At 63.2% G+C, this 26,133-nt stretch carries 26 protein-coding genes; 19 read left to right on the forward strand and 7 right to left on the reverse strand.

Annotation, left to right across the window (positions count from 1 at the left end):
• Positions 1–74 precede the first annotated feature (74 nt).
• The 12 genes from AKN83_RS12360 to ccoS all read left to right on the forward strand — a co-directional run bounded on the left by AKN83_RS12360 (position 75) and on the right by ccoS (position 9,974).
• Positions 75–824, forward strand: coding sequence for a CBS domain-containing protein (locus tag AKN83_RS12360; protein WP_050402631.1), 750 nt, complete (start codon positions 75–77; stop codon positions 822–824).
• A complete protein-coding gene (locus AKN83_RS39570) occupies positions 821–1,036 on the forward strand; it encodes a hypothetical protein (RefSeq protein WP_157113333.1) in 216 nt (71 codons plus the stop codon). The genes AKN83_RS12360 and AKN83_RS39570 overlap by 4 nt, the downstream gene beginning before the upstream one ends.
• A gap of 216 nt (positions 1,037–1,252) precedes the next feature.
• Positions 1,253–1,480, forward strand: coding sequence for a hypothetical protein (locus tag AKN83_RS12365; protein ID WP_063695308.1), 228 nt, complete (start codon positions 1,253–1,255; stop codon positions 1,478–1,480).
• A 113-nt stretch (positions 1,481–1,593) separates the two neighbouring features.
• Positions 1,594–2,091 carry a hypothetical protein gene (locus AKN83_RS39575; RefSeq protein WP_157113334.1) on the forward strand — a complete coding sequence of 166 codons (498 nt, stop codon included), beginning with the start codon at positions 1,594–1,596 and terminating at the stop codon, positions 2,089–2,091.
• A 26-nt stretch (positions 2,092–2,117) separates the two neighbouring features.
• A complete protein-coding gene (gene ccoN, locus AKN83_RS12375; RefSeq protein WP_430641541.1) occupies positions 2,118–3,740 on the forward strand; it encodes a cytochrome-c oxidase, cbb3-type subunit I in 1,623 nt (540 codons plus the stop codon).
• Positions 3,741–3,748: 8 nt separating this feature from the next.
• Positions 3,749–4,483 carry a cytochrome-c oxidase, cbb3-type subunit II gene (gene ccoO, locus AKN83_RS12380; protein WP_050402628.1) on the forward strand — a complete coding sequence of 245 codons (735 nt, stop codon included), beginning with the start codon at positions 3,749–3,751 and terminating at the stop codon, positions 4,481–4,483.
• Between the two features lie 10 nt (positions 4,484–4,493).
• Positions 4,494–4,658 carry a cbb3-type cytochrome c oxidase subunit 3 gene (locus tag AKN83_RS12385; RefSeq protein WP_050402627.1) on the forward strand — a complete coding sequence of 55 codons (165 nt, stop codon included), beginning with the start codon at positions 4,494–4,496 and terminating at the stop codon, positions 4,656–4,658.
• Between the two features lie 6 nt (positions 4,659–4,664).
• Positions 4,665–5,537: a cytochrome-c oxidase, cbb3-type subunit III gene (ccoP, locus tag AKN83_RS12390; protein WP_050402626.1), complete on the forward strand. Its 873-nt coding sequence runs from the start codon at positions 4,665–4,667 to the stop codon at positions 5,535–5,537.
• Positions 5,538–5,634: 97 nt separating this feature from the next.
• Positions 5,635–7,092, forward strand: a complete 1,458-nt coding sequence (gene ccoG, locus AKN83_RS12395) for a cytochrome c oxidase accessory protein CcoG (protein WP_050402625.1) — start codon at positions 5,635–5,637, stop codon at positions 7,090–7,092.
• A 16-nt stretch (positions 7,093–7,108) separates the two neighbouring features.
• A complete protein-coding gene (locus AKN83_RS12400; RefSeq protein ID WP_050402624.1) occupies positions 7,109–7,609 on the forward strand; it encodes a FixH family protein in 501 nt (166 codons plus the stop codon).
• An 11-nt stretch (positions 7,610–7,620) separates the two neighbouring features.
• Positions 7,621–9,807 carry a heavy metal translocating P-type ATPase gene (locus AKN83_RS12405; protein ID WP_063695309.1) on the forward strand — a complete coding sequence of 729 codons (2,187 nt, stop codon included), beginning with the start codon at positions 7,621–7,623 and terminating at the stop codon, positions 9,805–9,807.
• Positions 9,807–9,974: a cbb3-type cytochrome oxidase assembly protein CcoS gene (gene ccoS / locus AKN83_RS12410; protein WP_050402623.1), complete on the forward strand. Its 168-nt coding sequence runs from the start codon at positions 9,807–9,809 to the stop codon at positions 9,972–9,974. The genes AKN83_RS12405 and ccoS overlap by 1 nt, the downstream gene beginning before the upstream one ends.
• Before the next feature lie 154 nt (positions 9,975–10,128).
• On the opposite strand, the gene AKN83_RS38220 is transcribed toward ccoS, so the two are convergent.
• Entirely contained in the window at positions 10,129–10,374 is a 246-nt protein-coding gene (locus AKN83_RS38220) for a hypothetical protein (RefSeq protein WP_083992017.1), read from the reverse strand.
• A gap of 251 nt (positions 10,375–10,625) precedes the next feature.
• Here AKN83_RS38220 and AKN83_RS12415 point away from each other — a divergent pair, with 251 nt between their 5' ends.
• From AKN83_RS12415 to AKN83_RS12430, 3 genes are all read left to right on the forward strand, one after another.
• Entirely contained in the window at positions 10,626–11,936 is a 1,311-nt protein-coding gene (locus AKN83_RS12415; protein ID WP_050402622.1) for an NRAMP family divalent metal transporter, read from the forward strand.
• 776 nt (positions 11,937–12,712) lie between these two features.
• On the forward strand, positions 12,713–13,189 hold the full coding sequence (locus AKN83_RS12425; protein ID WP_050402620.1) for a MarR family winged helix-turn-helix transcriptional regulator: 477 nt from the start codon (positions 12,713–12,715) through the stop codon (positions 13,187–13,189).
• Between the two features lie 9 nt (positions 13,190–13,198).
• Positions 13,199–14,146: an AraC family transcriptional regulator gene (locus AKN83_RS12430; protein WP_050402619.1), complete on the forward strand. Its 948-nt coding sequence runs from the start codon at positions 13,199–13,201 to the stop codon at positions 14,144–14,146.
• Positions 14,147–14,462: 316 nt separating this feature from the next.
• Here AKN83_RS12430 and AKN83_RS12435 read toward each other — a convergent pair whose 3' ends face one another.
• The 3 genes from AKN83_RS12435 to AKN83_RS12445 are packed head-to-tail and all read right to left on the reverse strand — an operon-like array spanning position 14,463 to position 17,106.
• The gene (locus AKN83_RS12435) at positions 14,463–15,014 is read right to left on the reverse strand and encodes a TadE/TadG family type IV pilus assembly protein (protein ID WP_050402618.1); all 552 of its coding nucleotides are present in this window, start codon (positions 15,012–15,014) and stop codon (positions 14,463–14,465) included.
• Entirely contained in the window at positions 15,011–15,571 is a 561-nt protein-coding gene (locus AKN83_RS12440) for a TadE/TadG family type IV pilus assembly protein (protein ID WP_050402617.1), read from the reverse strand. Before AKN83_RS12440 ends, AKN83_RS12435 begins: the two co-directional genes overlap by 4 nt.
• An 11-nt stretch (positions 15,572–15,582) precedes the next feature.
• On the reverse strand, positions 15,583–17,106 hold the full coding sequence (locus AKN83_RS12445; RefSeq protein ID WP_050402616.1) for a TadE/TadG family type IV pilus assembly protein: 1,524 nt from the start codon (positions 17,104–17,106) through the stop codon (positions 15,583–15,585).
• A 585-nt stretch (positions 17,107–17,691) separates the two neighbouring features.
• Here AKN83_RS12445 and AKN83_RS12450 point away from each other — a divergent pair.
• From AKN83_RS12450 to AKN83_RS12460, 3 genes are all read left to right on the forward strand, one after another.
• A complete protein-coding gene (locus AKN83_RS12450; RefSeq protein WP_050402615.1) occupies positions 17,692–17,919 on the forward strand; it encodes a site-2 protease family protein in 228 nt (75 codons plus the stop codon).
• 236 nt (positions 17,920–18,155) lie between these two features.
• Positions 18,156–18,851: an STN domain-containing protein gene (locus AKN83_RS12455; RefSeq protein WP_157113336.1), complete on the forward strand. Its 696-nt coding sequence runs from the start codon at positions 18,156–18,158 to the stop codon at positions 18,849–18,851.
• Between the two features lie 9 nt (positions 18,852–18,860).
• On the forward strand, positions 18,861–19,874 hold the full coding sequence (locus AKN83_RS12460; RefSeq protein WP_050402613.1) for a filamentous hemagglutinin family protein: 1,014 nt from the start codon (positions 18,861–18,863) through the stop codon (positions 19,872–19,874).
• A gap of 166 nt (positions 19,875–20,040) precedes the next feature.
• Here AKN83_RS12460 and AKN83_RS12465 read toward each other — a convergent pair whose 3' ends face one another.
• Both AKN83_RS12465 and AKN83_RS12470 read right to left on the reverse strand, forming a co-directional pair.
• Positions 20,041–22,350, reverse strand: coding sequence for a tetratricopeptide repeat protein (locus AKN83_RS12465; RefSeq protein ID WP_063695310.1), 2,310 nt, complete (start codon positions 22,348–22,350; stop codon positions 20,041–20,043).
• 364 nt (positions 22,351–22,714) lie between these two features.
• Positions 22,715–24,010, reverse strand: a complete 1,296-nt coding sequence (locus AKN83_RS12470; RefSeq protein ID WP_050402611.1) for an MFS transporter — start codon at positions 24,008–24,010, stop codon at positions 22,715–22,717.
• Positions 24,011–24,104: 94 nt separating this feature from the next.
• Between AKN83_RS12470 and AKN83_RS12475 the strand changes: the two genes are divergently transcribed.
• On the forward strand, positions 24,105–24,701 hold the full coding sequence (locus AKN83_RS12475; RefSeq protein ID WP_050402610.1) for a TetR/AcrR family transcriptional regulator: 597 nt from the start codon (positions 24,105–24,107) through the stop codon (positions 24,699–24,701).
• Between the two features lie 66 nt (positions 24,702–24,767).
• Here the strand turns inward: AKN83_RS12475 and fabF are convergent, their stop codons facing one another.
• Positions 24,768–26,030, reverse strand: a complete 1,263-nt coding sequence (gene fabF, locus AKN83_RS12480) for a beta-ketoacyl-ACP synthase II (RefSeq protein ID WP_050402609.1) — start codon at positions 26,028–26,030, stop codon at positions 24,768–24,770.
• Between the last annotated feature and the right edge of the window lie 103 nt (positions 26,031–26,133).

Consider the following 26,133-nt stretch of genomic DNA (forward strand, 5'->3'; position numbering starts at 1 on the left):
GGCGTTGAGGAAGATCAACGCAGATGAGCCGATTGCGTGTGACCTTGGTCGCAGGCGATGCAAGGAGAGCGGCAATGCGTGCACATCAGATTATGGCAAGACACGTCATCACTGTCGGAACCGAGACGTCCATTCTCGACGCCGCGAAGCTGATGATGGATCACCACATCAGCGGCCTGCCGGTGGTCGATGCGGCTGGAAGACTGGTTGGAATCCTGTCGGAGAGTGACTTTCTGCGACGAAGCGAGATCGGCACGCAGCGCCGGCGTAGCGGCTGGTTTAGGTTTCTTCTCGGCTCCGGCTATGCGGCCGCGGACTTCGTCCACGAGCGAGGGCGGAAGGTCGGAGAGATCATGTCGTGCGACCCGGTCACCGTGACGGAAGAAACGCCGCTGCCCGATCTGGTCGACCTCATGGAGAAGAAGGGTGTCAAACGGCTGCCAGTGATGCGTGACGGGCGGCTCGTCGGCCTCGTGACGCGGGCGGACCTGCTGCGGGCGGTCGCGTCCATCGCGCATCAGGTTCCGGATCCCACAGCGGATGACCAGCACATCCACGATCGCATTGTGCGAGCCCTCGATGGCGCAAACTGGTGTCCGCTCGGGCTGCAAGTCTCGGTGCTCGATGGCGTGGTGCATCTTCGTGGGATCATCATGGACGAGCGGGCGAGGCAGGCGGCGATCGTCGCCGCGGAGAATGTCGCCGGCGTCAAGGACGTGCACGATCATCTGTGCTACATCGACACCTATTCCGGCTTCTATATCCAATCCGCGGAAGACGAGCGAGCGGCGGCCGCCAAAGCGGCGAGCGAGACGGTCGGATGATCGCTCGCCCTGCACCGCTGCTGATCCCGCTGATTGTGATCGCCGTGGTCAGCGCCGATGTCGTGGGATTCGCCGCAACGTTGCTTGCGATCTGTATGATCGTGGGCTTCGCGATCGTTGCCTCCGGATGGACCGTCGGCGGCAAAACAACATCAACATCAATACCTGCAGTCCGGCCGTCAGCCCCAGATTGGACGTCTCGCGACAAATAGCACCTCGTTCGGTCTGGCCGTCGTTCCGGAGGGCGTGTCCCGGACAGAACGTGCCTCGCTCGCGGTCCTGGCGATTGAGGTCGCTCAAGGCCCTGGTGCCTTCAATATTCGACGCAACAAGGCACCGCGCCGCAGCGCATTCCGTTGCGACAGATCAATACGGGCATCTCGCACCAGTGACAGCATGAGCATCGAATCAGCCCACGCGAGGGTGCCATGACATCATTCGACGTTCGTTTCATCAAAACAGTTTGCGACGATACCGGCCATGAACATCGCGCCTGCCAGGCAGCGTTCAAGGTCGACGCAGTCTCGCTTTCTGCGGCCGCACAGCTGGCCGAAGCCGACTTCTGCAGACAGAAGGGTGTCCGCGACTGGACGATCTTTGCGGACTCCATGGAGCTTCGAACGCCGCCGACATTGCCATCAGCCTGGGGTGGCTAATGATCTTGCGCGGCGGCCGCGATCGATTGCCGCGACGTCGCGCGTTTGACCGAGATCAAATCGACAATTGCGTCCTTCGATTAAAGGTGAAGAGCCAAAACGGGGCTTGAATAATGACCGACCGATCAGAAGGCAGCAGCTCGCCGCAATTCGAGAGTCTCCTCGCCCGCTTACGGGCATTTCTTGCACGTCGACATGAATTCGATCTCATGACTCCTCGAGAGGTCGACGAGATCGCTCAAGAGCTCAACCTCTCGACGCCGGACCTTCGTGCCCTTGCCCGCGAGCAAGGTTCGCCGGAGTTGCTCGGCAAGCGTCTCGAGCATGCAGGCTTGTCCGAGCAGACGCTCGCTTCTTCCCATTGCGATGTGTTGCGCGATCTGCAGCGCGTGTGCGGTCTTTGCCAGGAGAAGGCACGTTGCGCCGATGATCTCGCGCGGGAGCGCCGGGCCAGCCCGGCAAGATACTGTCCGAACGAAATGACCTTGACCGCACTGAGCCGCGGCGCCGGCGGCACGCGGTACGGCACCGGAATTGATGCCGATCAAGCAGCTGGCAGCGAGACTGTGATTTCCCTGACGTCATCGCATCCAAAGAGAGCCTCCACATGACAGGTCCATCCTCCGTTTCAAAGTCGATGACGATGGGCGAGGCCGGCTTGGCGTCGGCACTCGCAGCCTTTGCCTTCATTAGCTTTCTCGGCGCGGCGATGGGGCACGATGCGGCGTTTAGCTTTCACGCGTCGCTCGCGTGCGCCGCCAGCTTGATCGCGGTGATCATGATCGGCAACCGCTACCTTGACCGTCCGGCCGAGCTGCCTCCGGCGGAGATCGGCGGGCGCCCCAACTACAATTTAGGCCCGATCAAGTTTGCTTCCGCCATGGCGATGTTCTGGGGCATCGCGGGTTTCACCGTGGGGCTCATCATCGCCTTGCAGCTGGCCTGGCCGGCGCTCAATTTCGATCTGCCCTGGACGACATTCGGCCGCCTGCGGCCGCTGCATACGTCGGCCGTGATCTTCGCATTCGGCGGTAATGTCCTGATCGCGACATCGTTCTATGTCGTGCAAAAGACCTGCCGCACGCGCCTTGCAGGCGACCTGTCGCCGTGGTTCGTCGTGGTCGGCTACAATTTCTTCATCCTGATCGCCGGCACGGGCTATCTGCTCGGCGTGACCCAGTCGAAGGAATACGCCGAGCCGGAGTGGTACGCCGACCTCTGGTTGACGATCGTCTGGGTGACGTATCTGCTCGTGTTCCTGATGACGCTCGTGAAGCGCAAGGAGCCGCACATCTTCGTCGCCAACTGGTTCTACCTGGCATTCATCATCACGATCGCGGTCCTGCATCTCGGCAACAACCCGGCGCTGCCGGTCTCCCTCCTCGGCTCGAAGTCCTACATCGCCTGGGGCGGCGTCCAGGATGCGATGTTCCAGTGGTGGTACGGCCACAATGCGGTCGGCTTCTTCCTGACCGCCGGCTTCCTGGCGATCATGTACTACTTCATTCCGAAGCGGGCGGAGCGTCCGATCTATTCCTACCGGCTGTCGATCATTCATTTCTGGGCGCTGATCTTCCTCTACATCTGGGCCGGCCCGCATCACTTGCACTACACAGCGTTGCCGGACTGGGCGCAAACCCTCGGCATGACGTTCTCGATCATGCTCTGGATGCCGTCCTGGGGCGGCATGATCAACGGCCTGATGACGCTGTCGGGAGCGTGGGACAAGCTGCGCACCGATCCCGTGCTGCGCATGATGGTGGTTTCGGTCGCCTTCTACGGCATGTCGACCTTCGAGGGACCGATGATGTCGATCAAGGTGGTCAATTCGCTGAGCCACTACACCGACTGGACCATCGGCCATGTGCATTCCGGCGCATTGGGCTGGGTCGGTTTCGTGTCATTCGGCGCGCTGTACTGCCTCGTCCCGTGGCTCTGGAATCGCCAGCTCTACAGCGTGAAGCTCGTCAACTGGCACTTCTGGATCTCGACCATCGGCATCGTGCTCTACATCTCCGCGATGTGGGTGTCGGGAATCCTGCAGGGCCTGATGTGGCGTGCCTACACCTCGCTCGGATTCCTCGAATATTCCTTCATCGAGTCCGTCGAGGCCATGCATCCCTTCTACATCATCCGCGCGGCCGGTGGCGCGCTGTTCCTGGTCGGCGCTCTGATCATGGCGTTCAATCTCTGGATGACGGTCAATGCCGGCCGAGCCAGCGAAACCGAGGGCGCAAGTGCCCTCCAGCCTGCCGAATAGGTCACGACATGTCTCTCTGGAACAGACACAAGATCTTTGAGAAGAACTCGATCATTCTGATCGTCGGCATTCTCGCCGTCATTGCCATCGGCGGACTGGTCGAGATCACGCCGTTGTTCTACCTGAAGAGCACGATCGAGGCGGTCGATGGCGTGCGGCCCTATACGCCGCTCGAACTCGCCGGCCGCAACATCTATGTCCGCGAGGGCTGCTACCTCTGCCATTCGCAGATGATCCGGCCGCTGCGCGACGAGGTCGAGCGCTATGGCCACTATTCGCTCGCTGCCGAGAGCATGTACGACCATCCGTTTCAGTGGGGCTCCAAGCGCACCGGACCCGACCTTGCGCGCGTTGGCGGCAAGTATTCCGACGACTGGCACGTCACGCACCTGATCAATCCACGCTCGATCGTTCCGCAGTCGGTGATGCCCGGATACCCGGCGCTCGCCAGGACGGAGCTCGACCCATCCGACGCCGCGGCTCATCTGCGGACCAACCGCGCGGTCGGCGTGCCCTATACCGACGAGCAGATCGTCAACGCGGCCGCCGATCTGAGAGCACAGGTCGATCCAGACGGTTCCGGCACCGACGCGTTCCAGAAGCGCTATCCGAAGGCGGTGGTCCGCAACTTCGACGGCAAGGCCGGCAATCCGACCGAGCTCGACGCGCTGATCGCCTATCTGCAGATGCTCGGCACGCTCGTCGATTTCAAGCTCTACAACGAAAAAGCCAATCTGCGCTGAGGACACGAGCATGAAAGCGATCATCCAAGTCGAGAATTTCGCATCCAGCCTGGTCGGCACGCTCTGGACTCCCGTCTTCGTTGGAATCTTCATCGCCATCGTCGTCTACGCGCTTTGGCCCCGCAACAAATCTCTCTTCGATGCTGCAGCCCGGATGCCGCTGCGGGAGGACTGACCGATCATGAGCGAGCACAACGAGATTGACCGCGTTTCCGGCCGCAGCACGACCGGTCATGAGTGGGATGGCATCAAGGAGTTGAATACGCCGTTGCCGCGGTGGTGGGTCCTGACATTCTATGCGACGATCATCTGGGCGATCGGCTATTGGGTCGTCTATCCGGCCTGGCCGCTGGTCTCGGGCTACACGACCGGCCTGTTCCATTATTCCACCCGCGCCAGTGTCGCGACCGACCTTGCCGATCTCGAGAAGCTGCGTGGCGAGAAGATGGCGGTGCTCGGCAGCGCCTCGCTGGCCGACATCGAGAAGGACCCGGCTCTGCTCGCGCTGGCGCGTGCCCGCGGCAAGACCGTGTTCGCCGACAATTGCGCGCCCTGCCACGGCAGCGGCGGCGCGGGTGCAAAGGGCTATCCGAACCTGAACGACGACGACTGGCTGTGGGGCGGCTCGCTCGACCAGATCATGCAGACCATCCAGTTCGGTGCTCGTTCCGGACACGCCAAGGCCCATGAAGGCCAGATGTTGGCGTTCGGCCGCGACGGCGTTCTCAAGAAGGACGAGATCGTGACGGTCGCCAACTATGTGCGCTCGCTTTCCGGCCTTTCCACCGCGCCGAAATTCGACACCGCGGCAGGAAAGAAGATATTCGCCGAGAATTGCACCAGCTGCCACGGTGACAACGGCAAGGGTAACCAGGAGCTCGGCGCGCCGAACCTGACCGACCGGATCTGGCTCTACGGCTCCGACGAGGAGACCCTGATCGAGACCATCACCAACGGCCGCGCCGGCGTGATGCCGGCCTGGGTCGGCCGGCTGGACCCGGTCACCGTGAAGGCGCTGGCGGTCTATGTGCACTCGCTCGGTGGCGGCAAATAGCCGCCACCAACGAGGGCGTCCGGGATCATTGACCGAGGTCAAACCCGGACCTGGTGCGGGGATGTAGGTTTCAATGAGAGCCTCATTCGAGCAGCCCATGAACAAGCCCGTGCCGCCTGACGAACTCATGACCGACGAAGATGGGCCGCTCTACGCGCCCCGCAAGAAGGTGTACCCGCAGAGCGTCTCGGGCCGGTTCCGCTCGATCAAATGGCGGCTGATGGCCGTTTGTCTCGGCGTCTATTACCTGCTGCCTTTCGTGCGCTGGCATCGGGGTCTCGGCGCGCCCGACCAGGCGGTCCTGATCGATTTTCCGAACCGCCGCTTCTATTTCTTCTTCATCGAGCTCTGGCCGCAGGAAGTCTACTACTTCACCGGCCTTCTGGTGCTGGCGGCGCTCACCCTGTTCCTGATGAATGCGCTCGGTGGCCGGATCTGGTGCGGCTATCTTTGCCCGCAGACGGTCTGGACCGATCTGTTCTATGCTGTCGAGCGCCTGGTCGAAGGTGACCGCCGCGCGCAGATGAAGGCCGACGCTGGTCCAATGACCGTGAAGCGAGCCGGTCGCCGTGCGTTGAAGCATGCGATCTGGCTGCTGATCGCCTGGTGGACCGGCGGCGCCTGGGTGCTCTACTTCGCCGATGCGCCGACCTTGGTGCGCGATCTGGCGACCTTTCAGGCACCGGCGATCGCCTATCTCTGGATCGCGATCCTGACCGCGTCGACCTATCTGCTGGCCGGCTACATGCGCGAGCAGGTCTGCGTCTATATGTGCCCGTGGCCGCGGATCCAGGCCGCGCTGACCGACGAATGGGCGCTCAACGTCACCTATAAATACGATCGCGGCGAACCACGTTGCTCGGTGAAGAAGGCGTTCGACATTCGCTCGCTCGGCGAGAAGGCCGGCGATTGCATCGATTGCAACCAGTGCGTGGCCGTGTGTCCGACCGGGATCGACATTCGCGAGGGCGCGCAGCTTGGCTGCATCCAATGCGGCCTGTGCATCGATGCCTGTGATGCCGTCATGACCAAGGTCAGCCGCAAGACCGGTCTGATCGGCTACGACAACGATATCAATGTTCAGCGGCGCATCGCCGGCAAGGAAGAGATCTTCAAGCCGGCTCGTGCTCGTACCGTCGTCTACGCCAGCCTGATCACCGTGGTCTGTGCGGTGATGCTTTATGCCCTGATGTCGCGGACCCTGCTGGACGTCAACGTGTTGCACGACCGCAACCCGATCGCGGTGCGTCTCAGCGACGGCGCGATCCGCAATGGGTACACGCTGCGCTTTCTCAACAAGCGCGGCTTTGATCGTGTGATCGCGATCGACGTCGATGGACCAACCGACGCCAAGCTGCACGTCATCGGTGCGGACTCGGTGACGCCAGACCGCCCGATGATCGTGCTTGGCCGCGACACCACCACCGAACTTCGCGTGCTGGTGACGGTGCCGTTCGATGAAAAAGCGGAAAAGTCCGTGCCGGTCACGTTCCGCGTCACCGACATCGGCCTCGGAGAGGTCGCCTTCGCGACCGACCACTTCGTTCTTCCCTAACCACGGAAATCTCGCCATGGCAGCCTCCAGTTCAGCCGCGCGACCCATCACCGGGCGTTTCGTCCTGGTCACGACGATCGCGTTCTTCGCCGTCGTCATCAGCGTGAACATGGTCATGATGCGGCTTGCCATTTCGACTCTGCCGGGCACCGAGGTCGACAGCGCCTACAGCGCGAGCCTCGCCTATCAACGCGAGATCGACGCGGCCAGGCAGCAGAACGAGCGCGACTGGCGGGTCCAGGCGCATATCGATCGGCGGCCTGACGGCAGCGCCGCACTTGCACTCGAGGCGCGCGACCACGCCGGCGCACCGCTGACGGGAATGAGTTTCCTCGCCCGGCTCGAACGGCCGATCGATCGTCGCGCCGACCGGGCAATCGAGATTGGTGAGGCCGGAGGTGGGAGCTATAGCGGCCGCGTTGAAGGCGTCGCGGCAGGGCAGTGGGACCTCGTCATCGAGGGCGACGCCGATGGCCGGCGCATGTTCCTGTCGAAGAACAGAATCCTGCTGAACTGACGGTGCATCCCATGCAGGCGGATATCGATTTCTCCCACTATCTGAAGAGCGCGGGCACCGGGCTCGTCCATCTCGATCTCGCAGTCGAGGGCATCAATTGCGCGGGTTGCATGGCCAAGATCGAGCGCAATCTGTCGGCCATACCTGACGTCACCTCAGCCCGCGTAAACCTGACGGACAGTCGCCTTGCGCTGGAATGGAAGGCGGGTGCTCTTGAACCGGCGCTGTTCGTGAGCCGGCTCGCGGAGCTCGGCTATAAGGCCTATCCGTTCGAGCGGGACGATGCCGAGGCGCTGGAAGCGCAGCGGGCGCAAGGCCTGCTGCGCCGGCTGGGCGTCGCGGCCTTTGCCGCGATGAACGTGATGATGCTGTCGGTCCCGGTATGGTCCGGCAACGTCTCCGACATGCTGCCGGAACAACGCGACTTCTTCCACTGGCTGTCGGCGCTGATCGTGCTGCCGGCCGCCGCCTATTCGGCGCAGCCCTTCTTCTCGTCGGCGCTGTCGGCGCTGCGGGCACGCGGCGTCAACATGGACGTGCCGATCAGCATCGGCATCGTGCTCGCGCTGGCGACTTCGGTGATCGAGACCATCAACCACGCCGAACATGCCTATTTCGATGCCGCGATCATGCTGATCGCGTTCCTGCTCGCCGGCCGCTACCTCGACCAGAACATGCGGCGGCGGACCCGCGCCTTTGCCGGAAACCTCGCTGCGTTGAAGGCCGAGACGGCGACGAAGTTCATCAGCCCGACCGAGATCAAGACGGTCCCGGCAGCCGCAATCCGGCCCGGCGACATCGTGCTGCTGCGGCCGGGCGAGCGCTGCGCGGTCGACGGCAATGTGATCGAGGGCCGCTCGGAGGTCGATCAGAGCCTGATCACGGGCGAAACCTTGCCGGCGATGGCGACGCCCGGCAGCGCTGTATTCGCCGGCACGCTGATCCGTTCCGGCACGCTGCGCGTTCGCGCAACGGCGGCCTCGGGCGGCACTCTGCTCGACGAAATATCCCGGCTTCTCGATCGAGCGCTGCAGGCGCGCTCGCGCTATCTTCGTCTGGCGGAGCGTGCATCGAGGCTCTATGCCCCGGTCGTGCACGCCACCGCGCTCCTGACGATGCTGGGCTGGCTGGCCTATGGCGCGAGTTTTCATGATTCGATCGTGACGGCGATTGCGGTCCTGATCATCACCTGTCCCTGCGCGCTGGGGCTAGCCATTCCGGCCGTGCAGACCGTTGCATCCGGGACGCTGTTTAGTTCGGGCGTGCTGCTCAACGCCGGCGATGCGATCGAACGGATCGCCGAAATCGATCGGGTGATCTTCGACAAGACGGGCACCTTGACGCTGCCCGAGCTCGATGTCGCCAACCTCGCTGATATCCCGGACGATGTCGTGAAGCTCGCGGGCCGACTGGCACTCTCGAGCCGTCATCCGGTCGCTGCCGCGGTCGCACGCAAGGCGGGCGTCGCCGCACCACTGTCGAATATCCAGGAGGAGCCGGGCCAGGGTGTCCATGGTTTTCACGAAGGGCGTCCGATCCGGCTGGGCCGAGCGTCATTCTGTGGCGCGGACGACCTCGCCAACGAGATTCTGTGCCGCGATCCGGAGGCGTCCGTCGTCGCATTCAGCCATGGCGAGAGCCGATATGCCTTCGCGGTCCGGCAACGGCTGCGGCCGGACGCAGCCGAGGTGGTAGCAGGGCTGGCGCGCATGGGCATCGCCGTCGAGATCGTGTCCGGAGATCGCGAACCTGCGGTTCGGCTGGCGGCCGAGGTGCTCGGCGTGCATGAATGGCGCGCCGAGGTGTCCCCGGTCGACAAGATCGAACGGATCGAGGAGCTGGCGTGCCGGGGCTGCAAGGTACTGATGGTCGGCGATGGCTTGAACGACGCGCCGGCTCTCGCCGCGGCGCATGCATCGATGTCACCCGTTACGGCCACGCACATGAGCCAGGCAGTCGCCGATGCGGTCTTTCTCGGCGAGCGTCTTGCGCCGGTGCTGTCAGCGGTCAAGGTGTCGCGCAAGGCGCTGCGGCTAATGCGGCAGAACCTCTGGCTTGCCGTCGTCTACAATGTGCTGGCGGTGCCGATCGCGATCGCCGGCCTGGTGACGCCGCTGATCGCCGCGGCAGCCATGTCGGGTTCGTCGGTGATCGTGATGCTGAACGCGCTACGGGCACGAACGAGGGAGGCAGCCTGATGGAAGTCCTGGTCATTCTGGTGCCGTTGGCTCTCGCGCTTGGCTTTGCCGGCCTGCTCGGCTTCCTTTGGTCCCTCAAAAGCGGCCAGTACGACGATCTCGACGGCGCAGCGTGGCGCGCCATCGTCGATGATGAGCCCACCGGCGGTCAGGGCGGGACCAAATAATGAAAATATACCAATGAAGCCGCCGCGGCGATGGTCATTGCCGTTGAGACGAGCGCCAGCACCAATGTCCAGTCCGTTCGACGCGATTGCGGCATCCGCGAGCGGAGAAGCAGGACAGAGACCAGCCGGTTGACGGCGCCAAACCGGGCCATCGTCAGCAGCAGCACATCGGCAGCACGTCAGGCCGCCAATGGCGCCAGTGCGTCGCCGACACGGCAACTGGTTGCATCGTGGTGGCGTCCAGCCATCCCTCGGTGTGGCGGATGCAGGGGCGGCTGAGCTGCTGGCGTTCACCATCAATTCTTGCAAGTTCGATCACGCAACCAAATGGCGCCGACGCGATGTCTCGCCATTCGAACAGGGTGAGCCGGCGAAGCCATGATGTGAGTGTGTGGCGCATGCAACGTCGCCTCCGGTCGATGTTAGTCCTTGTCGCACGTGTCGCAGTTCGCGTGATTGACATGGCTCAATCCAGGTGTGCGACGGCTGGGGCGCCGTTGACCCACCTCAATCCAGTAGCCGGGAGGGCGCGATATTCTCGAAACGCTCGCCAGCCAGGAGTCTTGTCCGTGCAGGGCGGCAATCGGCAAACGTCAGGCACGGCGGAAAGCGTGAGACCGTCGTCCGGAGGCAGCAGCGGCAGGAGCTTGCATGGTCGAACTGGCGGATGAGCAGGCCACCGCGCGTGGAAAGACGTTTCGAACTCGCTGGGCAAGATTGAAGAGCCATCCGCTGGCGCGACTGGGGCCTGGGCTGATCACGGGCGTGGCCGACGACGATCCCAGCGGCATCGCCACCTACTCTCAGGCGGGCGCTCAGTTTGGCTTGAACATGCTGTGGACGATGCCGCTGGCGTTCCCGCTCATGGCCGCCATCCAATCGATGTGCGGCCGGATCGGACGGGTGACCGGTCGTGGCTTGGCAGCGAATATCAGGGCTGCGTTCCCGCCTGTCGTCCTGAAGGGTGTGGTGTTGCTCCTGCTGATCGCGAACACGCTCAATATCGGAGCCGATGTCGCGGCCATGGGGGAGGTCGGCGAGCTCGTTACGGGAATGGATCGTCACGCGATGGCAATCATGTTTGCCGTCACGACACTCCTGCTTCAGATATTCGTGCCGTATCATCGCTACGTCTTCTTCCTGAAGTGGTTGACCCTTTCGCTGCTGGCGTATGCTGCCGTGCTGTTTACCGTCCACGTTCCCTGGGGCGAGGTGGCCGTGCGCACGCTGTGGCCACAATTGCGCTTGGATTCAGGTACCGCCGCCGTCGTTGTCGGCGTATTCGGGACAACCATCAGCCCGTATCTCTTCTTCTGGCAGGCCTCAGAAGAGGTCGAGGACATGCTCGCACAAGGCGGCATGTCTCTCCTGCAGGATCCGAACAATGCATCGACGGAGTTGCGACGGATTGAGTGGGATACCTGGAGCGGGATGTTTTACTCTGACATTACGGCCTACTTCATCATCCTGGCGACCGCGGTCACGCTACATGTCGCGGGAATCACCGACATCGAGACGGCCGCCCAGGCGGCTGGTGCGTTGCGGCCGCTCGCAGGGGATTTCGCCTTTGAGCTGTTCGCGATCGGTATCGTCGGCGTCGGTCTGATCGGCGTGCCGGTTCTCGCAGGCTCAGCAGCCTATGCGTTCGCTGAAGCGATGGGCTGGAACGAAGGCCTCGAGAGGACGCCGCTGGACGCGCGCGGGTTCTATGGCGTCATCACGCTCAGCGTCGTGACGGGATTGCTGATCCAGTACTCGCCGATCAGCCCCATGAAGGCGCTGTTCTGGAGTGCCGTAATCAACGGCGTCGTCGCCGTCCCGCTGATGGTCGTGATCCTTCTCCTCGCCTCGAGGTCGTCCGTCATGGGCCCATATACCTCTGGCCGGCCGATCCTGGCCCTCGGGTGGGTCGCGACCCTCGTGATGGGGTTCGCTGCCGGCATGATGTTCGTGCCAGGGTAACTAGCCGCGTGGTGGTCTTGCTCAGAGCGTTGTGTCCCAGATGGCACCTCGCTCAGGTTCGAATGGGCATGGGCTCGACTGGATTGCGGACGCGTCGTCGGAGCGGCCAAACACGATCCTTGGTGCGCTCCAGTACGCCGAACGCGCTATCGGATTCGAGCCATCGGATCGCTATGCGGCGCAGCCCGGCAGGAAAGCTTCCTGCCGGGCTGCCTCATCGGCGTTCCCGAGGGGGTCGGGCCCGCGCAATGACCGGCAATCGCGGTCGCATCCAGATTGCGCGTTGGGTAAGGGGCAGCGCCTAGATGTCGCCAAGCCTGGACCAGGCAAGGTCGATCAGCGACCCGATCCGGGCCGACTGAGCCTGCAGTTGACCACGGCTTTCCGGATTTTCGATTCGTTCGATCGCAGTGCACGTTTGTGCGTGAGTGATCTGAAGGGCGAACACGGCCTCCTGCAGTGCTTCCCGGACTTTCCGCCGCCGGGCATCCCGGAGCCCGGACAAGTCGATCGACCGGGACCCTGCGTATGCGTCAAGTACCGTAGATTTACGGCGCCTGCGTGCATGAGAGCTCGCGATGTTCGGCACTTTGGACTTCTCCCTTGGCTTGGCGGTCCGTGTCGATTCTCTTGCCAAGGATATTGAGGGCGGTGTCTTAATTGTCCGATCAACGTGCTTATCGGAATTCGGCAAAGCATGGGATTTTCGTGCTTAATTGGTTGAAGACGGTATATGCATATAAATTACAGGTATATGCGGATAACGAGGATTCGCCATGAAACACGATGCGCTGACGCCCGAAGAACTGGCCATCGTGGGAAGCTGCTGCGCCGCATTCAATGTTCGAAAGGCAAGTCGGGTGATTACTCGGCTGTACGCCGAGGCCTTTGCACCCGTCGGCGTGGAGCCGACACAATTTATGCTGCTCGCCGCCTGCGCGCGGCAAAGGACCCTGACCATGGGAGCTCTTGCAGTGAGGATGGCAATGGACCCGAGTGCGCTTGCTCGCAATATTGCGGTGCTTGAGCGTCGTGGGCTGGTTAAGGTCGCATTTGGCGTGGACCGTCGGGTGCGAGATATCTCGATATCCGCCCAAGGCAGGAAGATCCTGTCCCGCGTGCTGCCTCGCTGGCGGGCAATACAGGCGAAGCTGGCTGCGCAGTTTGGCGAAGACGGATTTCAGGCGACCGTCGACCTGATGAAAAAGATGACGCAGGCAGGCGAGGCGCTGCTCGCCGATTCAAACTCGTAAGAGGTCGCGATGCCCGTCCGCTGGCTCGATCCGTCGCCGGTGTTGCGCATCGAGCGCTTCAACAGCTTCGACGAATTCCGCCCCAACGATGTTATCGGTGGAATGAGAAGCACACCGCTGGACTCGTCGCCCATCTCGGTTTCGCGAAGCATTCTGGCACTTCCGGACTGTCTTCTCGTGCTGCAGCGGTCCTTCGCGCGGCGAATGGAGGGAGATCTCGGCGCCAATCGCGGGATTGGGATCGTCATTCCCTTGGCTTTCCACGCGACGATGAACGGGAATCCGGTCGAGGATTCCACGATCGGCGTCATCCGCGGCCGGGCGCCCGTCGACGTCGTTGAACGGCATGCAAACACCTATCTCATGCTGCGCTTCGGTTCCGACATGAGCAATCGCGGCTGGGCCGACTTCGACGATGGAATCGAATTGTACCGGCTGGCGCCGTTGAAGATGCTGGCGATACGATCGGCAATTCTTGACATGTTCTGCCTGGCCTCCAGCTGCAGGGATCTCAGGGAATTCGAACTGCTGAGCGGAAAGCTCCGGGAAACGCTGGTCGCCGGGCTGGACAGCGCCCTGGTCGAGGACAGTGTCAAGCGGGCACTTCCCGGCTCGTTCGACCGGCATCGGAAACTTGTCGAACGCCTGGATGAACTGCTGGCGACGATCGGAGATGCCGACCTCTACAGCAGCGCTCTCGCACAGACGCTCGGCACTTCCGTTCGAACGCTCCAGACCGCGGTGCAGCACGTCCACGGCGTTAGCCTGCACCAACACATTCGGTCGAAGCGGATGTGGTCGGTGCGCAAGCTCCTCGTCAAAGGAAGCCCGCTTCTTACCGTGACCGCCGCGGCACATGCCAACGGCTTTTGGCATCTGAGCGACTTCGCCAGATGTTATGGCCGAGCCTATGGCGAGACGCCGTCGGAGACTCTCGCGCGGGCGCGAGGGGCCTAATCCACTGTGTGCCTGTCCAGGCAGTGTACCGGCTAAAGCCGCCGAAAATCATGGAGTTCGGCGTGCGTGGCCCAAAATGCCGGGACAAATTCCCAAACTTTTCAAGTTACGCCCGTCGTTCTTGGCTTTCCTCACTTCCCTAAAGCGCGATGAGATTGGGTTGAATCGTCATCGCGCTTTAGCTTCTTGTTTGAGCATGATCTTTTCGGAAAACCGCTTCACACTTTTCCGGATCATGCTCTAGGGAGCGCCACTCAGAACAAAACCGCCAGAAAATGCAGGTTGGCGAAATCGGCGCGCCTCGGCTCGCGATGCCTCAGCTGCACGGATACTGCACGACGGAGGAAACGCGCGGAAACAGGTAGTAGCTCTCGGCGATCGGGATCGTCCCGCTGAACGTATAGCCGAGGTTGGGCGTGTATTGAAACGTCACCTCGCCGAGTATCAACGATATGTTGGCGGGCGAGGGAGTGCCGAGGGCCGACGGCAAAGTTATCTGCTGACCTACTGGCCGCGGGCTTCCGTTGAGCGCCTTGCTCCAGGTCACGGTTGGTTTGCCATTAGCGTCCGTGGATACTTCCGACACCGTAACCGTCGCGCTTCCGGCGGAATAGGGAGCGATCGTCACCGTGGACGCGCCAAGCATGGTGCTCAGCGCTGAGTCGGTGACGCATGCGTTTCGTGATACCAGGTCCGCAACCGTGTGGGCGGTCTGGCTGACCTTGACACTGATCGCGAGCGCGTTCCCAAGTTCGATCCCGCCCACAAAGAGCAGCAGCATGAACGGCAGCACGATGGCGAATTCCACCGCGGCCACGGCGCGAACGTCGACCCATAACTTCCGGACGCGATGAACGCTCGGGCTCATGAGTTGATAAAGGCCTCGTTCTTGAAAGCCATGGACGCCATTATGAGGCGGTTGCCGTTCGAGAGGTTTGCCAGATTGAAGCCGAGTGGACCAAGGACAACCGGCCACTGATACATCACCCGCACGACTACGATGTCACCGGGATTGCCCGGGTTGAACTGCCAGGTGTTCGTCACGTTTCCGTTGCTGTCGAAGGTCAGCGATGGCGCGCCCGCGTTCGCCGAAGTCCATGCGCCGGCCACCTGGACGTCGATCATCAATTTACTGCAGTTGAACAAGATCACGACGTTTGAGCAGACCCTCTGGGCAAACTGGCTCTGGGTCAGGTTCTGGGCCTGCGCCTGCCCCGTCAAAATCGTCCGGCTCGATTGGATCACCACCGTTTCCAGGGCCTGCTGGGCAAAGAACACCACGAAGGTCTGGATGAGCGCGACCAGCAAGGCGATGAACGGCGCCCCGACCAGCGCGAACTCAACCGCGGTTGCGCCCTTTCGGTCGGCGGCGAACGTTCGCCAGCGGCGATGTTTGGTGGTGGGCGCGGCGTGCGTATCGGTCATGACTGCCTTCGCTACTGAGTCAGACGGGGATCGGACGCGACCTTGAGGAACAGCGCCTGGAGTGCGCCCGTGATGTCGCCTCCGGTCTGGACTTCGGTGTACAAGCCCGGCGAGGCGCAGGATTGCAGGTTTGCTTCGACCTGGCTGGACGTCCCGTTGTAGGGATGGACCCATGTATCGTACCAGGCGTTGCTGTTGTGGAGCGCTGCGTCGTCATATTGGGTGTAGAGCACCGCGATCCGGATATTCCGGTTCTTGATGGTGGTGCAGATCGTGGGGTCCAGCGGCTGCTGGCAGCGCTTGCCGGTGAGAGTCTTGTTGCAGGAACTCGTGTAAGCGTCGGTCGAAATGTTCACGTCCTCGACGCCATCGGTCACGAGAAACACCACTTCCTGTGGCGTATCGTTAGCGAGGTTGGTGCCATTCCCCGGATTCGGCATGATCTGGTTGAGGCCGCTCAACGCACCCGCGATGCTGGTGTCGGCGTCGCTGTTGTTGTTCGACGATGTCAGCCAGTTGTTCTTGTACACGGGCAGCACTTGAATACTGGCGGCTGCGTTCTGGATAGTCGCCACCGTGTAGCTCGTCGTCGAGGCGGGCGTCACGGGAGTTCGCACCACTCCAGGCTTTCCGGAAGGCGCGAAGATCGGCGAACTGCTGTTCAACTGATAGTCGAACGAGTAGATCGCGACCCCGTAAGTATTTCTATTGATGTTCGATATCTGATAGGCGGTATTCATCAGTGATTGGACTGCCTGCGTGACCAGATCGATGCGTAGCGTGAGGTTGAGGCTGCGGGCGAGAGCGTAATTGTCTTGATTGGCGCCGCCCGGATTTCCCAGATTGTCCGCGGAAGGATTGGTTTGGTGGCATGCGAAACCGCACCCCTTGGTGCCGGTTGAATCGACCTGCTTTTGCGTGTTGGCGATCAACGTGTTGATGTCGCTCGTGGTCGCGCCGATGGCCATCGAGGGCGAGTCGTCCAGCAAGAGATAGAAATTGATGTTGGGTGCGCTCTGGTTGCGCGTGCCCGACTGGCCCGCGAACGGCCAGCTCGCCTTCTGAAGGATGGCCGGGAAGGCATTGCTTGACGCTGCGCTGTAACAGACCTGGACGTTGCGAACGACCTGATTGTTTGAGTTGACAGCGTCAGTATAGACCACGTCCGCGCCGGGGCAGGGGGCGTAGGTGCAGTAGCCCGTTGTGGGATCCGGCTTGCTGCAATTGACCGCGACCGTGAGAGTTGGGTTTCCGGCCAGGTTGCCGTTGTTCACCAGGGTATTTGCGGTGATGTTGAAAACGTTCTTTGCGGTCGCTTGGGCGACCTGCGGGCTCTGCTGCATCATCGCCGAGGTGACCGCGGCAACCGCGGCCGCATCAGTTGCGGCGTCGAGGTTGACCTTCATGTGCTGCTCATGCGTGTAATCCAGCGCCATGCCGAGCAGAAAGATGGTCGGAAACATCGCGAGCGCAAAGATCACGGCGACGTTGGCAGCGCAGTCTCTGGCGAAACGTAGGATAAAGCGGCGGAGCATGATCCTTGTCCCAATTGCGACCAGTCGCTGCGGCAGAGGCGCTTCTCGCACTTGCAACACAGTGGACCGGAGCAAGCACAGCCTTCTCGTCCGCCGATCGGTTCGGCAGGCTTGCAATATTGGGATACCCTCTTAAGCAATGCTTACTTGCGTTGAGTGAACATTGGACCGCCAAAATCAGCGGCTGCAAATCAAGGCGGCTTCATTAACGAAGGATAAATGTCGAGAACTGAAAATGGGAGTGTCGGGCAAGAGATTCGAAGGGAAGGCACGGTTCTAACCGTCGAAGCTCACGGTGCCAGAAATGACGTGCAGCTGTAACTGCTGAAAACAGAGCCAATCATCGCTTCGTACCAACGGCCTCCTGGTGGCGGCGGGCTTGACGTGATCACGTGTATCTGGATTGCGTGATATTGGCTGCCGGAGCAGCTGCGTGCTTTCCGATGCTGCCAACCGGCGCTCGTTCTCGACAGCATCGTTGGCGCAGCGAGCATTGATCTACGCGGCAGGACCGTTCGTCAATTTGGTGCTGGCCGCGGCGCGATCAACCTTGAGAGTGGCGGGTCTGCTTTTGCCTGGCTCGATATGAGACTGGAGGTGCTGATTGGGGCGTTCTCTGCCTCCATCGGCTTGTCCAATCTCCTCCCCATCTTGCCATTGGACGGAGGTCGCCTCCTCCTCATCGCATTCGAAGCTGTCCGCGGCAGGCGGGTCGGCGAGAGAGACGAGAAGCGCCTGCTTCGGATCGGCTTGTCAGTCCTCGCGAGCACCACTGTCGTCTCGGTTCTTTTCTTGTTCAAGGTCATCGGCTGATCTGTCGGCGCGGTTCTTCGACGGGACTTTCCCTCGTCTGATCAAGCCGTCGGCGATCGAGCGCCAATCTTCGCGGCAATTTGTGGATCGAGGATAGCCCGTGGCCATAGCGGCCGCGGACATCGCTGGCGCATCCGACGTAGATTCGGAGACGCCACCCGACGGCGTGGTCAGTTGTGTCCAAATCTGTCAACGGACTGTATTGAACGCTCGCTAAGGTGACCGGCGCGTGACGTTTGTATGAAGTCGGATTTCCGTCCATGTTTGCGGCTCTTCATCTGCCGCGAACCGGCGTGCTGTTGTGGCAAACTGTGTTTTTCGGACTGAGCCTGTTCTGTCTTGCCGATGGTGCCGACGCCGGGCAAGACGAACAGGTTCGTTTCGAGATCGCAGCCCAGCCGTTGGCGAGCGCGCTCGATGCCTACAGCGCCGCTACGGGGCTGGAGGTGTTTTACGATGGCGCACTCGTGGCCGGGCAGCGCTCTCGCTCCATTCATGGCGTGCTGGAGCCGAAAGCCGCCTTGCGCGAACTTCTTGCGGGCAGCGGGCTGACTGCGCGCAGCACCGGGACCCGCAGCTTCACGCTTGTCTCGTCGGCATCGATCCGCGTCGCCGGCGGGATCGATCAATCCTATTTCGCGACGCTTCAGAAGGAGGTGTCACGTGCCCTGTGTGGCCACGCCGAGACCCGGCCCCGCGACGTCGATCAGTTGCTCAAGCTCTGGATTGCGGCGTCCGGCCTGGTCGAGCGTGCCCAGTTGTTCGATATCTCGACGAGCGCGCCGGTGAGTGTCAAGGTTGCCGGCGCGCTGCACGGATTGTCGCTCACCGCGCCGCCGGCGGATATGCCGCAGCCGGTCACGATCGCGATCCTCGCGCAGGCACCCGGCGAGCCGCTCCGGTGTGGCCGTGCTGCCGCCGGGCCGAGGTGACGGCCGCGCATGAGCCATTCCAATCGCGATCTGCTGCGGCGGTTCTTCGTCCTCGGTTACGATGACCTGCGTGCCAGACTGACCCGGCGGCTGGGATCGGCCGAGCTTGCCAACGACGTGCTGCACGACACATGGCTGCGGCTCGATCGTGCGGCCCCGTCGGGCGAACTGCGCAGCCCGAAAAGCTACCTGATCCAGATGGCCTTCCATGCCGCGCTGTCGCGCTGGCGAGGCGAGAAGCGCGTGGTGAGCTTGTCGGACGCCAAGGCCGCGATCGGCGTCGTGCCGCCGTCCTCGGCGGGCCCGATCACCCAGGGCAAGGGTGATATCGAGGCCTATTCGAAAGGCAGCCTGTTGCTCGGCTTGTCGCGCATCATGACCACCTTCGGCGGCGACATCGTCGCCTGGTCGGCGGAGGGCGACATCAACGCCGGCCGCGGCTCCAAGACGACGCAGGTCTACACGCCGCCGAAGCGCGTCTATGACAATTATGGACGGGTGATATTGTCGCCCAGCGTTCCCACGACCGGGGCCGGCAACGCAACGCTCAACCCGATCCCGGAAGTGCGGCCCGGCAATGTCGATTTGATCGCGCCGCTCGGCACCATCGACGCGGGAGAAGCCGGCATTCGCGTCTCCGGCAACGTCAACCTCGCGGCGCTGCAAATCGTCAATGCCGCGAACATTCAGGTTCAGGGCACGTCGAGCGGGATCCCGACGGTGCAGGGCCCGCCGGTCGGCGCGCTGACCACGGCATCAAACACGGCGGCCGCGACCCAACAGGCGGCGCCGCAGCAGCAGCAGGGCAGTGGCCAGCCGTCGATCGTGATCGTCGAGGTTCTCGGCTACGGCGGGGGAGAGGGGTCTTCGACGCCGAATCCGGATCGCGATCAGAAGCAGGACGATCGCGAGCGGCGCAGCCAAAATCCCGACAGCGGTTATCAGGTGCTGGGAGCCGGGGAGATCACGATCGACGAAGCAAAGCAGCTGATTGCGGATCGCCGCCGTCAGATGCAGCCGTAGTCGAGATGTCGGTCGATCAAATGCTTGTTCGGGCGCGAGGAACTTGACCGATATCAGCTGCACACGGTCGGCGGCACGGTCGCGATCCAGTCGAGACCATAGAATATCGCGAACGCCGACGGGCCGACCAGCGAGATAATCCGAGCGGGGCAGGACGCAGCAACGATCACGCCGGGACGACGATATGGTCAGGCGCCATGCCCGCACGGTGACGCTCATGCATCGCGGTGTAAGCGGCCTCGATATGTCGGGTGAAACGTTTGGTATCGAACAACGGCGCCGTCAGCCGATTGGCCGCCAACCTGGTTTTGAGCGCCGCGAGCCTCGAGGGATCGGTCGCAAGATCGACCGCCATGCGCTCGTAAGCCTCCGGCGATTCCGCAATAAGCTCGGGCAAGCCGATCGCATGGAGCAAGCTTGCTGCGACCCGACTGGCAAAGGTGTCGCCGAGAATGGTCAGCACCGGCAGGCCGGCCCATAGCGCATCGCTGGTGGTCGTGTGGGCGTTGTAGGGAGTGCTGTCGAGGAACAGGCCGGCGAGGCGATGGCGTGCGAGATGGTCGGGCAACGACATGCGCGGTGCGAACACAAGGCGCTCCGCTCCGACGCCGCGCGCGACCGCCTCCTTGCGCAGATTTGCGGCAGCGTAGGCGTTGCCTTCGAGCAGCCACAACATGCTGCCCTCGACGCGGCCGAGGATCCTCATCCACCGATCGAACATGTCAGGCGTGATCTTGTGGTTGTTGTTGAAGCAACAGAACACGAAGCCCGCCGGTGCCAGCCCGACCTCGCTGCGCGTAAACACGCGATCGGCAATGACGCGCTTGTCGTCGTTGGCCTGATAGCTGCCCGGCAGGGCCACCACCTTTTCGCTGTAGAATTCGCGATGGTGATCCGGGATCACGGTACGATCAGCGATGATGTAGTCGATGAACGGGGCACCGAGTGTTCCCGGGTAACCCAGATAATTGACCTGGATCGGCGCAGGCCGTCGGCCAAGGACTCGGGTGCGGGATCCCCCGGTGAAGCCTTTCAAATCGACCAGGATGTCGATCTCCAATCGCCTGATCAGGTCGGCGAGCTCATCGTCCTTGATGTCCCGGACCTCGACAAATCGATCGAACGAGGCCTCCAGCCGTCGGCGCATCTCCGTAGGGTCGTTGGGCGACCATGAGATTGCCACCGTCTCGAATTTCGACCGGTCGTGGCATTCGAACATCCCCGCCATCAAAGCCGATGTCGCGTGGTTGCAGAAATCCGACGAGAAATAGCCGATCCGAATTCGATCGTGATCGTAGCGCTCGCCCCGCCAGCGCTGGTTTTCAGACGGCGGATGATTCTTCGCAGTCCATCGCGTGGCGCAGAGCAGTTGGTCGGCGGCCGATGAAGGAATGTTACAAAACATGAATGGCGGTGTCGTCGCGTTCCGATTCCTGATCGACCCGATCAATTGGCCGCACTCGGCGTCAAAGTCGGCCCAGTCGCAAAGGTGAGATTTGACGTGCAGACGATAGCCTTCGATGTCGGCCTCGTCCGGTTTGAGCGCGACGGCCTTGTCAAAGGCCGCGAAGGCCTCATCATAGCGCGCCAGCATGGATAGAACCTTGCCGCGGTTGGCGTAGGCCGCCGCATCGTCGCACTTGTGCTGGATCGCCTTGTCGATGCTGGCGAGCGCCGCCTCATGATCCCTGAGCCTCAACAGCGCCGTGCCGCGGTTGTTGTAGGCCTCGGCATAGCCGGGCCGCAAAGCGATCGCTTGGTCGTAGCTTGCAATCGCCTCTTCCAGACGATCCAGCCTGGTCAGCACGTTGCCGCGGTTGTAACACGCGCCGGCAATTCCCGGTGCCCGGTCGTAGCTCGCGAGCGCATCATCGAACCTCTCGAGGTCATTGAGCACGTTGCCACGATCGTTGTGCACACCGGCATCGTTGGGCGCGAGCGCGAGCGCCCGGTCCAGGCTCGCCAGGGCCTCCGCGAGCCGCTGCAGCTTTCGCAGCGCGGCGCCCCTGTTCCGATGGGCGTCTGCATGGCCAGGCACCAGCGCGATCACGCGATCGTAGCTTTCTAGCGCCTCCGCGTGACGGCCAAGATCTGCGAGCGTAAGTCCGCGATTGTAGAGCGCCGGCGCAAGGTCTTGCCTGAGCGCGGTCGCTTGCTCGAAGCTCGCGAGCGCTTCGTCGAAGCGACGCAACGCGCGCAGCGTGTTGCCGAGGTTGTTGTGCGCGTCCGCGACGTTGCCGTTGAGCCGGATCGCGCGCCGGATCAGGTCGACGCCGCGCTCGTTGCGGCCGGTCTGCGCGGAAACCAGGCCCAACAGATGCAGCGCATCGAAGTTGCTTGGCTGCCGACGGAGAATATCTTCATAGATCTTCTCCGCTGCCGCCAGCTGCCCCCGCTGATGCAGCGCGACGGCCTGCCCGAAGGCGAGCTGCAAGGCGCTCGAATTGGATTTTTGAGCTTCACCTGTTTCGGACATCCGGCTTCTTCAAACGCTCCAGGTCCGATCCGTTTTTCAAAAGCAGTTGCAACAAGCGAGTCAATAGCATCAGGTCTTGAGCGTCAGGTCTTGGCCCTCACGCTGCCAGACATGTCGGATCCTGCTCCCGCGATGTGGATCGCCCGTCCATGAAAGGTTGAAAACTGGCAGATCGCCCTCGATTGCGCAACGGCTTCCAGGAACAATTCGAGGAATAGGCGGGCCGAAACGCGTGGTCCTTGGCCGGCCTGCCGCTGGATATCTTCCTTGCCTCGAAAGCAACCGGCGGACGTCGGACACCCGCTCGTGATGGGCGACCTGCGCGTCCGCCGGAAGGCCGGGCTGCTTCTCAATCAGCGCATGCTCACGCCGCGGCGAGCACCGGTTGCGCCGGCCGCCGCGTGATCGTCAGCGACAGCACGGCCGCGACGATGCCGGTGAGGCCCGCGATCATGAAGGCCTGCAGATACTCGCCCTGGGCCGAGCGCATGAAGCCGGCGAAGAACGCGGCGCAGGCGGCGCCGAGCTGATGGCCCGCCACCACCCAGCCGAACACCAGCGGCGCGTTCTTGTCGCCGAACGCCTCGTTGGCGATGCGCACGGTCGGCGGCACGGTCGCGATCCAGTCGAGACCGTAGAACACCGCGAACACCGACAGGCTCACCAGCGAGAAATCCGAGTAGGGCAAATAGATCAGCGACAGGCCGCGCAGCCCGTAATACAGGAACAGCAGCTTGCGCGGATCGAACCGGTCGGTGAGCCAGCCCGACAGCGTGGTGCCGAACAGGTCGAAGAACCCCATCAGGGCGAGCAGGCTCGCCGCCTGCACCTCGACGATGCCATGATCGCCGCAGAACGCGATCAGATGGGTGCCGACCAGGCCGTTGGTGGTGAAGCCGCAGATGAAGAAGGTGGCGAACAGGAACCAGAACGCCCGCGTCTTCGCCGCGCGCACGAGGTTCGAGACCGCGGCGACGAACGGATTGCCCTGCGCGGGTGGCGCGACATGATCGTCGTGCCGGCTGCCATAGGAGCGCAGGCCGACCGAAGCGGGCCGCTCCGGCACCAGAAAATACACCAGCGGAACGAGCGCCGCGCAGCAGGCGGCCACCGTCAGCACCACCGGCTTCCAGCCGCCCCATGCCACCAGCGCCGCGAGGCCCGGCATGAAGATCAGCGTGCCGGTCGCGGTCGACGCCGTCAAAAGCCCCATCACGAGGCCGCGATTGGTGGTGAACCAGCGGTTGACGATGGTGGCGCCGAGCACGTTGGCGACCGCGCCCGAGCCGATGCCGGACAGCAGTCCCCAGCTCAGGAACAATTGCCACGGCGCCGTCATGAAATAGCTGGCGCCGGTCGAGACGGACATCAGCCCCAGCGCGCCCAGCACGGTGCGGCGGATGCCGAAGCGCTGCATCACCGCCGCGGCGAACGGGCCGGCGAGGCCGTAGAGGAAGATGCCGACCGCGGCCGATGAGGAGATCACGCCGACGTCCCAGCCGAACGCCTGCTGCAGCGGCAGCATCAAGACGCCCGGCGTCGCGCGCAGGCCGGCCGAGGCGAGCAGCGAAAGGAAGATCACGGCGACGACGACGAAGGCGTAGTTCTGGCCGAACGGCCGTCTCGAGGCGGGGACGGCTTGAATGGACGGATCTGGCATGTTACCGACCGGTACGTGTTGCGATGCGGCGTGTATACGTACCGGTCAGTAACATTGTCAAGCCCCGCCGCGCGGCGGGATCCGGAGAACCGTCATGACCAAGACCGTCGACCCATCCGCAGACCGCCCGGCCCGGGCCGCCGACCGGATTCGCGCCTCCGCGAGCGAGCTGTTCTATCGCGAGGGCATCCGCGCCGTCGGCGTCGACGAGGTGGTCGAGCGCGCCGGCGTCACCAAGCCGAGCCTCTATCGCAGCTTCGCCTCCAAGGACGATCTGGCCGCCGCCTACATGCGCGACTACGAGGCGAACTTCTGGGAGAAATTCGAGAAGCCCGGCGGAAAGTCCTATTCCGATGCGCGCGAGCACGTGCTGGCCTATATCCGCATACTATCCAGTAACGCCGTGGCCGAAGGCTATCGCGGCTGCGGGCTTTCCAACGCCACAGTGGAATATCCGTCGCGCGACAATCCGGCGCGGCAGGTCGCCGGGGCGCACAAGAAGCTGTTTCGCAAGCGCCTGCGCGAGCTCGCAGCCCTGATGGGTGCGCGCCAGCCCGCCGTGCTCGGCGATGCGCTGTTGCTGCTGATCGAAGGCATCTACAGCACCGGCCAGCAGTCGGAAGACGGGCCGGCGCAGTCGGCGCTCGCGGTGGCCAAGCTCCTGATCGATGCGAGCGTGGCGAAGCGGTGAGCCGGGTGAGCAGCCCAAGCGCGCGAGTCCGCTTGAGCTGTCGCGGTTAGGGAGCGGCCCGCCGCCTCACGACCAGCGTCGAAACACCAGGCTGGCGTTGACGCCGCCGAATCCGAAACCGTTCGAGATCGCGTGCTCGATGGCCATCGGCCGCGCGACATTGGCGACCAGGTCGATGCCCTCGGCGGCCGGATCGGCATGCTCCAGGTTGAGCGTCGGCGGCGCGATCTGGTCGCGCAGCGAAAGGATCGTGAAGATCGCCTCGACGCCGCCGGCAGCGCCCAGCAGATGCCCGGTCGCCGACTTGGTCGCGCTGACGGCAATCCGTCCCTCGCGCCCGAACACGCGCTTGATGGCTTCGAGTTCGCTGAGATCGCCGACCGGCGTCGAGGTCGAATGCGCGTTGAGATGCTGGATCTCGTTAGGCGGCAGCCCGGCCTGCCGCAGCGCCGCCTCCATCGCGCGCCGCGCGCCGTCGCCGTCTTCGGGACCCGCAGTGATGTGATAGGCGTCCGCCGTGGTGCCGTAGCCGATGAGCTCGGCGATCGGTTGCACGCCGCGCCGCAGCGCATGCTCCAGCTCCTCGATCACGAGCACGCCGGCGCCTTCGCCCATCACGAAGCCGTCGCGGTCGCGGTCGAACGGCCGCGACGCCCGCGCCGGCGCCTCGTTGAACGACGTCGACAGCGCCCGCGCCGCCGCGAAGCCGCCAAGCGCCACCGGCTCGATGCAGGCCTCCGCGCCGCCGCAGATCGCGATATCAGCCTCGCCCGACCGGATCAGCCGCGCGCCGTCGCCGATCGCCTGCACGCTCGCCGCGCACGCGGTCACCGGCGCGCCGATCGGCCCCTTGTAACTGTGCCGGATGGAGACGTGCCCGGCCGCGAGATTGGCGAGGAACGAGGGAACGGTGAACGGCGACAGCCGGCGCAGCCCGCTCGTCTCCGCGGTGCGCACGGCGTCCGCGATCGCCGGAAACCCGCCGATCCCGGATGCGATCACGGTCGCGGTGCGCGCCTGCGCCTGCGCCTCCGCCGGCATCCAGCCGGCCTGCGCCACGGCCTCGCTTGCGGCCAGCAGCGCGAACAGGATGAACCGGTCCATCTTCTTCTGGTCCTTGCGCGGCGCCGCGCAATCCGGATCGAACCCGCCCTCGGCGTCGGTGGCCTTGTCAGGCACCTGTCCCGCGACCCGCCCCGGCAGCGCCGCCGCCCAATCAGGCAATGCGCCAAGCCCCGAACGGCCCGCCAGGAGCCTCGACCAGGCCAGTTCGGTGCCACAGCCCAGCGGGGACACCGTTCCGAGGCCGGTTACGACAATGCGACGCATGGTGCTCCTGTCGCGCCCTTCGGGTGACCCGGCGTGGCCGGGATTCGAGACTGCCGGGGGCGTCGGGTCTGATTTATATGATATCCATCATCTATGATCCCCG

Source organism: Bradyrhizobium embrapense (assembly GCF_001189235.2).
In the GTDB taxonomy this organism is placed as follows: domain Bacteria; phylum Pseudomonadota; class Alphaproteobacteria; order Rhizobiales; family Xanthobacteraceae; genus Bradyrhizobium; species Bradyrhizobium embrapense.

Coding starts and splice junctions, on each gene's coding strand:
- ccoG (WP_050402625.1), top strand. CDS start 5,635: ATGAACAAGCCCGTGCCGCCTGACGAACTCATGACCGACGAAGATGGG.
- AKN83_RS12445 (WP_050402616.1), bottom strand. CDS start 17,106: ATGCTCCGCCGCTTTATCCTACGTTTCGCCAGAGACTGCGCTGCCAAC.
- AKN83_RS12435 (WP_050402618.1), bottom strand. CDS start 15,014: ATGAGCCCGAGCGTTCATCGCGTCCGGAAGTTATGGGTCGACGTTCGC.
- AKN83_RS12425 (WP_050402620.1), top strand. CDS start 12,713: ATGAAACACGATGCGCTGACGCCCGAAGAACTGGCCATCGTGGGAAGC.
- AKN83_RS12470 (WP_050402611.1), bottom strand. CDS start 24,010: ATGCCAGATCCGTCCATTCAAGCCGTCCCCGCCTCGAGACGGCCGTTC.
- AKN83_RS12365 (WP_063695308.1), top strand. CDS start 1,253: ATGACATCATTCGACGTTCGTTTCATCAAAACAGTTTGCGACGATACC.
- AKN83_RS12460 (WP_050402613.1), top strand. CDS start 18,861: ATGAGCCATTCCAATCGCGATCTGCTGCGGCGGTTCTTCGTCCTCGGT.
- AKN83_RS38220 (WP_083992017.1), bottom strand. CDS start 10,374: ATGCGCCACACACTCACATCATGGCTTCGCCGGCTCACCCTGTTCGAA.
- AKN83_RS12360 (WP_050402631.1), top strand. CDS start 75: ATGCGTGCACATCAGATTATGGCAAGACACGTCATCACTGTCGGAACC.
- fabF (WP_050402609.1), bottom strand. CDS start 26,030: ATGCGTCGCATTGTCGTAACCGGCCTCGGAACGGTGTCCCCGCTGGGC.
- ccoO (WP_050402628.1), top strand. CDS start 3,749: ATGTCTCTCTGGAACAGACACAAGATCTTTGAGAAGAACTCGATCATT.
- AKN83_RS12465 (WP_063695310.1), bottom strand. CDS start 22,350: ATGTCCGAAACAGGTGAAGCTCAAAAATCCAATTCGAGCGCCTTGCAG.
- AKN83_RS12440 (WP_050402617.1), bottom strand. CDS start 15,571: ATGACCGATACGCACGCCGCGCCCACCACCAAACATCGCCGCTGGCGA.
- AKN83_RS12400 (WP_050402624.1), top strand. CDS start 7,109: ATGGCAGCCTCCAGTTCAGCCGCGCGACCCATCACCGGGCGTTTCGTC.
- AKN83_RS12450 (WP_050402615.1), top strand. CDS start 17,692: ATGAGACTGGAGGTGCTGATTGGGGCGTTCTCTGCCTCCATCGGCTTG.
- ccoN (WP_430641541.1), top strand. CDS start 2,118: ATGACGATGGGCGAGGCCGGCTTGGCGTCGGCACTCGCAGCCTTTGCC.
- AKN83_RS12415 (WP_050402622.1), top strand. CDS start 10,626: ATGGTCGAACTGGCGGATGAGCAGGCCACCGCGCGTGGAAAGACGTTT.
- AKN83_RS12405 (WP_063695309.1), top strand. CDS start 7,621: ATGCAGGCGGATATCGATTTCTCCCACTATCTGAAGAGCGCGGGCACC.
- ccoP (WP_050402626.1), top strand. CDS start 4,665: ATGAGCGAGCACAACGAGATTGACCGCGTTTCCGGCCGCAGCACGACC.
- AKN83_RS39575 (WP_157113334.1), top strand. CDS start 1,594: ATGACCGACCGATCAGAAGGCAGCAGCTCGCCGCAATTCGAGAGTCTC.
- AKN83_RS39570 (WP_157113333.1), top strand. CDS start 821: ATGATCGCTCGCCCTGCACCGCTGCTGATCCCGCTGATTGTGATCGCC.
- AKN83_RS12475 (WP_050402610.1), top strand. CDS start 24,105: ATGACCAAGACCGTCGACCCATCCGCAGACCGCCCGGCCCGGGCCGCC.
- AKN83_RS12430 (WP_050402619.1), top strand. CDS start 13,199: ATGCCCGTCCGCTGGCTCGATCCGTCGCCGGTGTTGCGCATCGAGCGC.
- ccoS (WP_050402623.1), top strand. CDS start 9,807: ATGGAAGTCCTGGTCATTCTGGTGCCGTTGGCTCTCGCGCTTGGCTTT.
- AKN83_RS12385 (WP_050402627.1), top strand. CDS start 4,494: ATGAAAGCGATCATCCAAGTCGAGAATTTCGCATCCAGCCTGGTCGGC.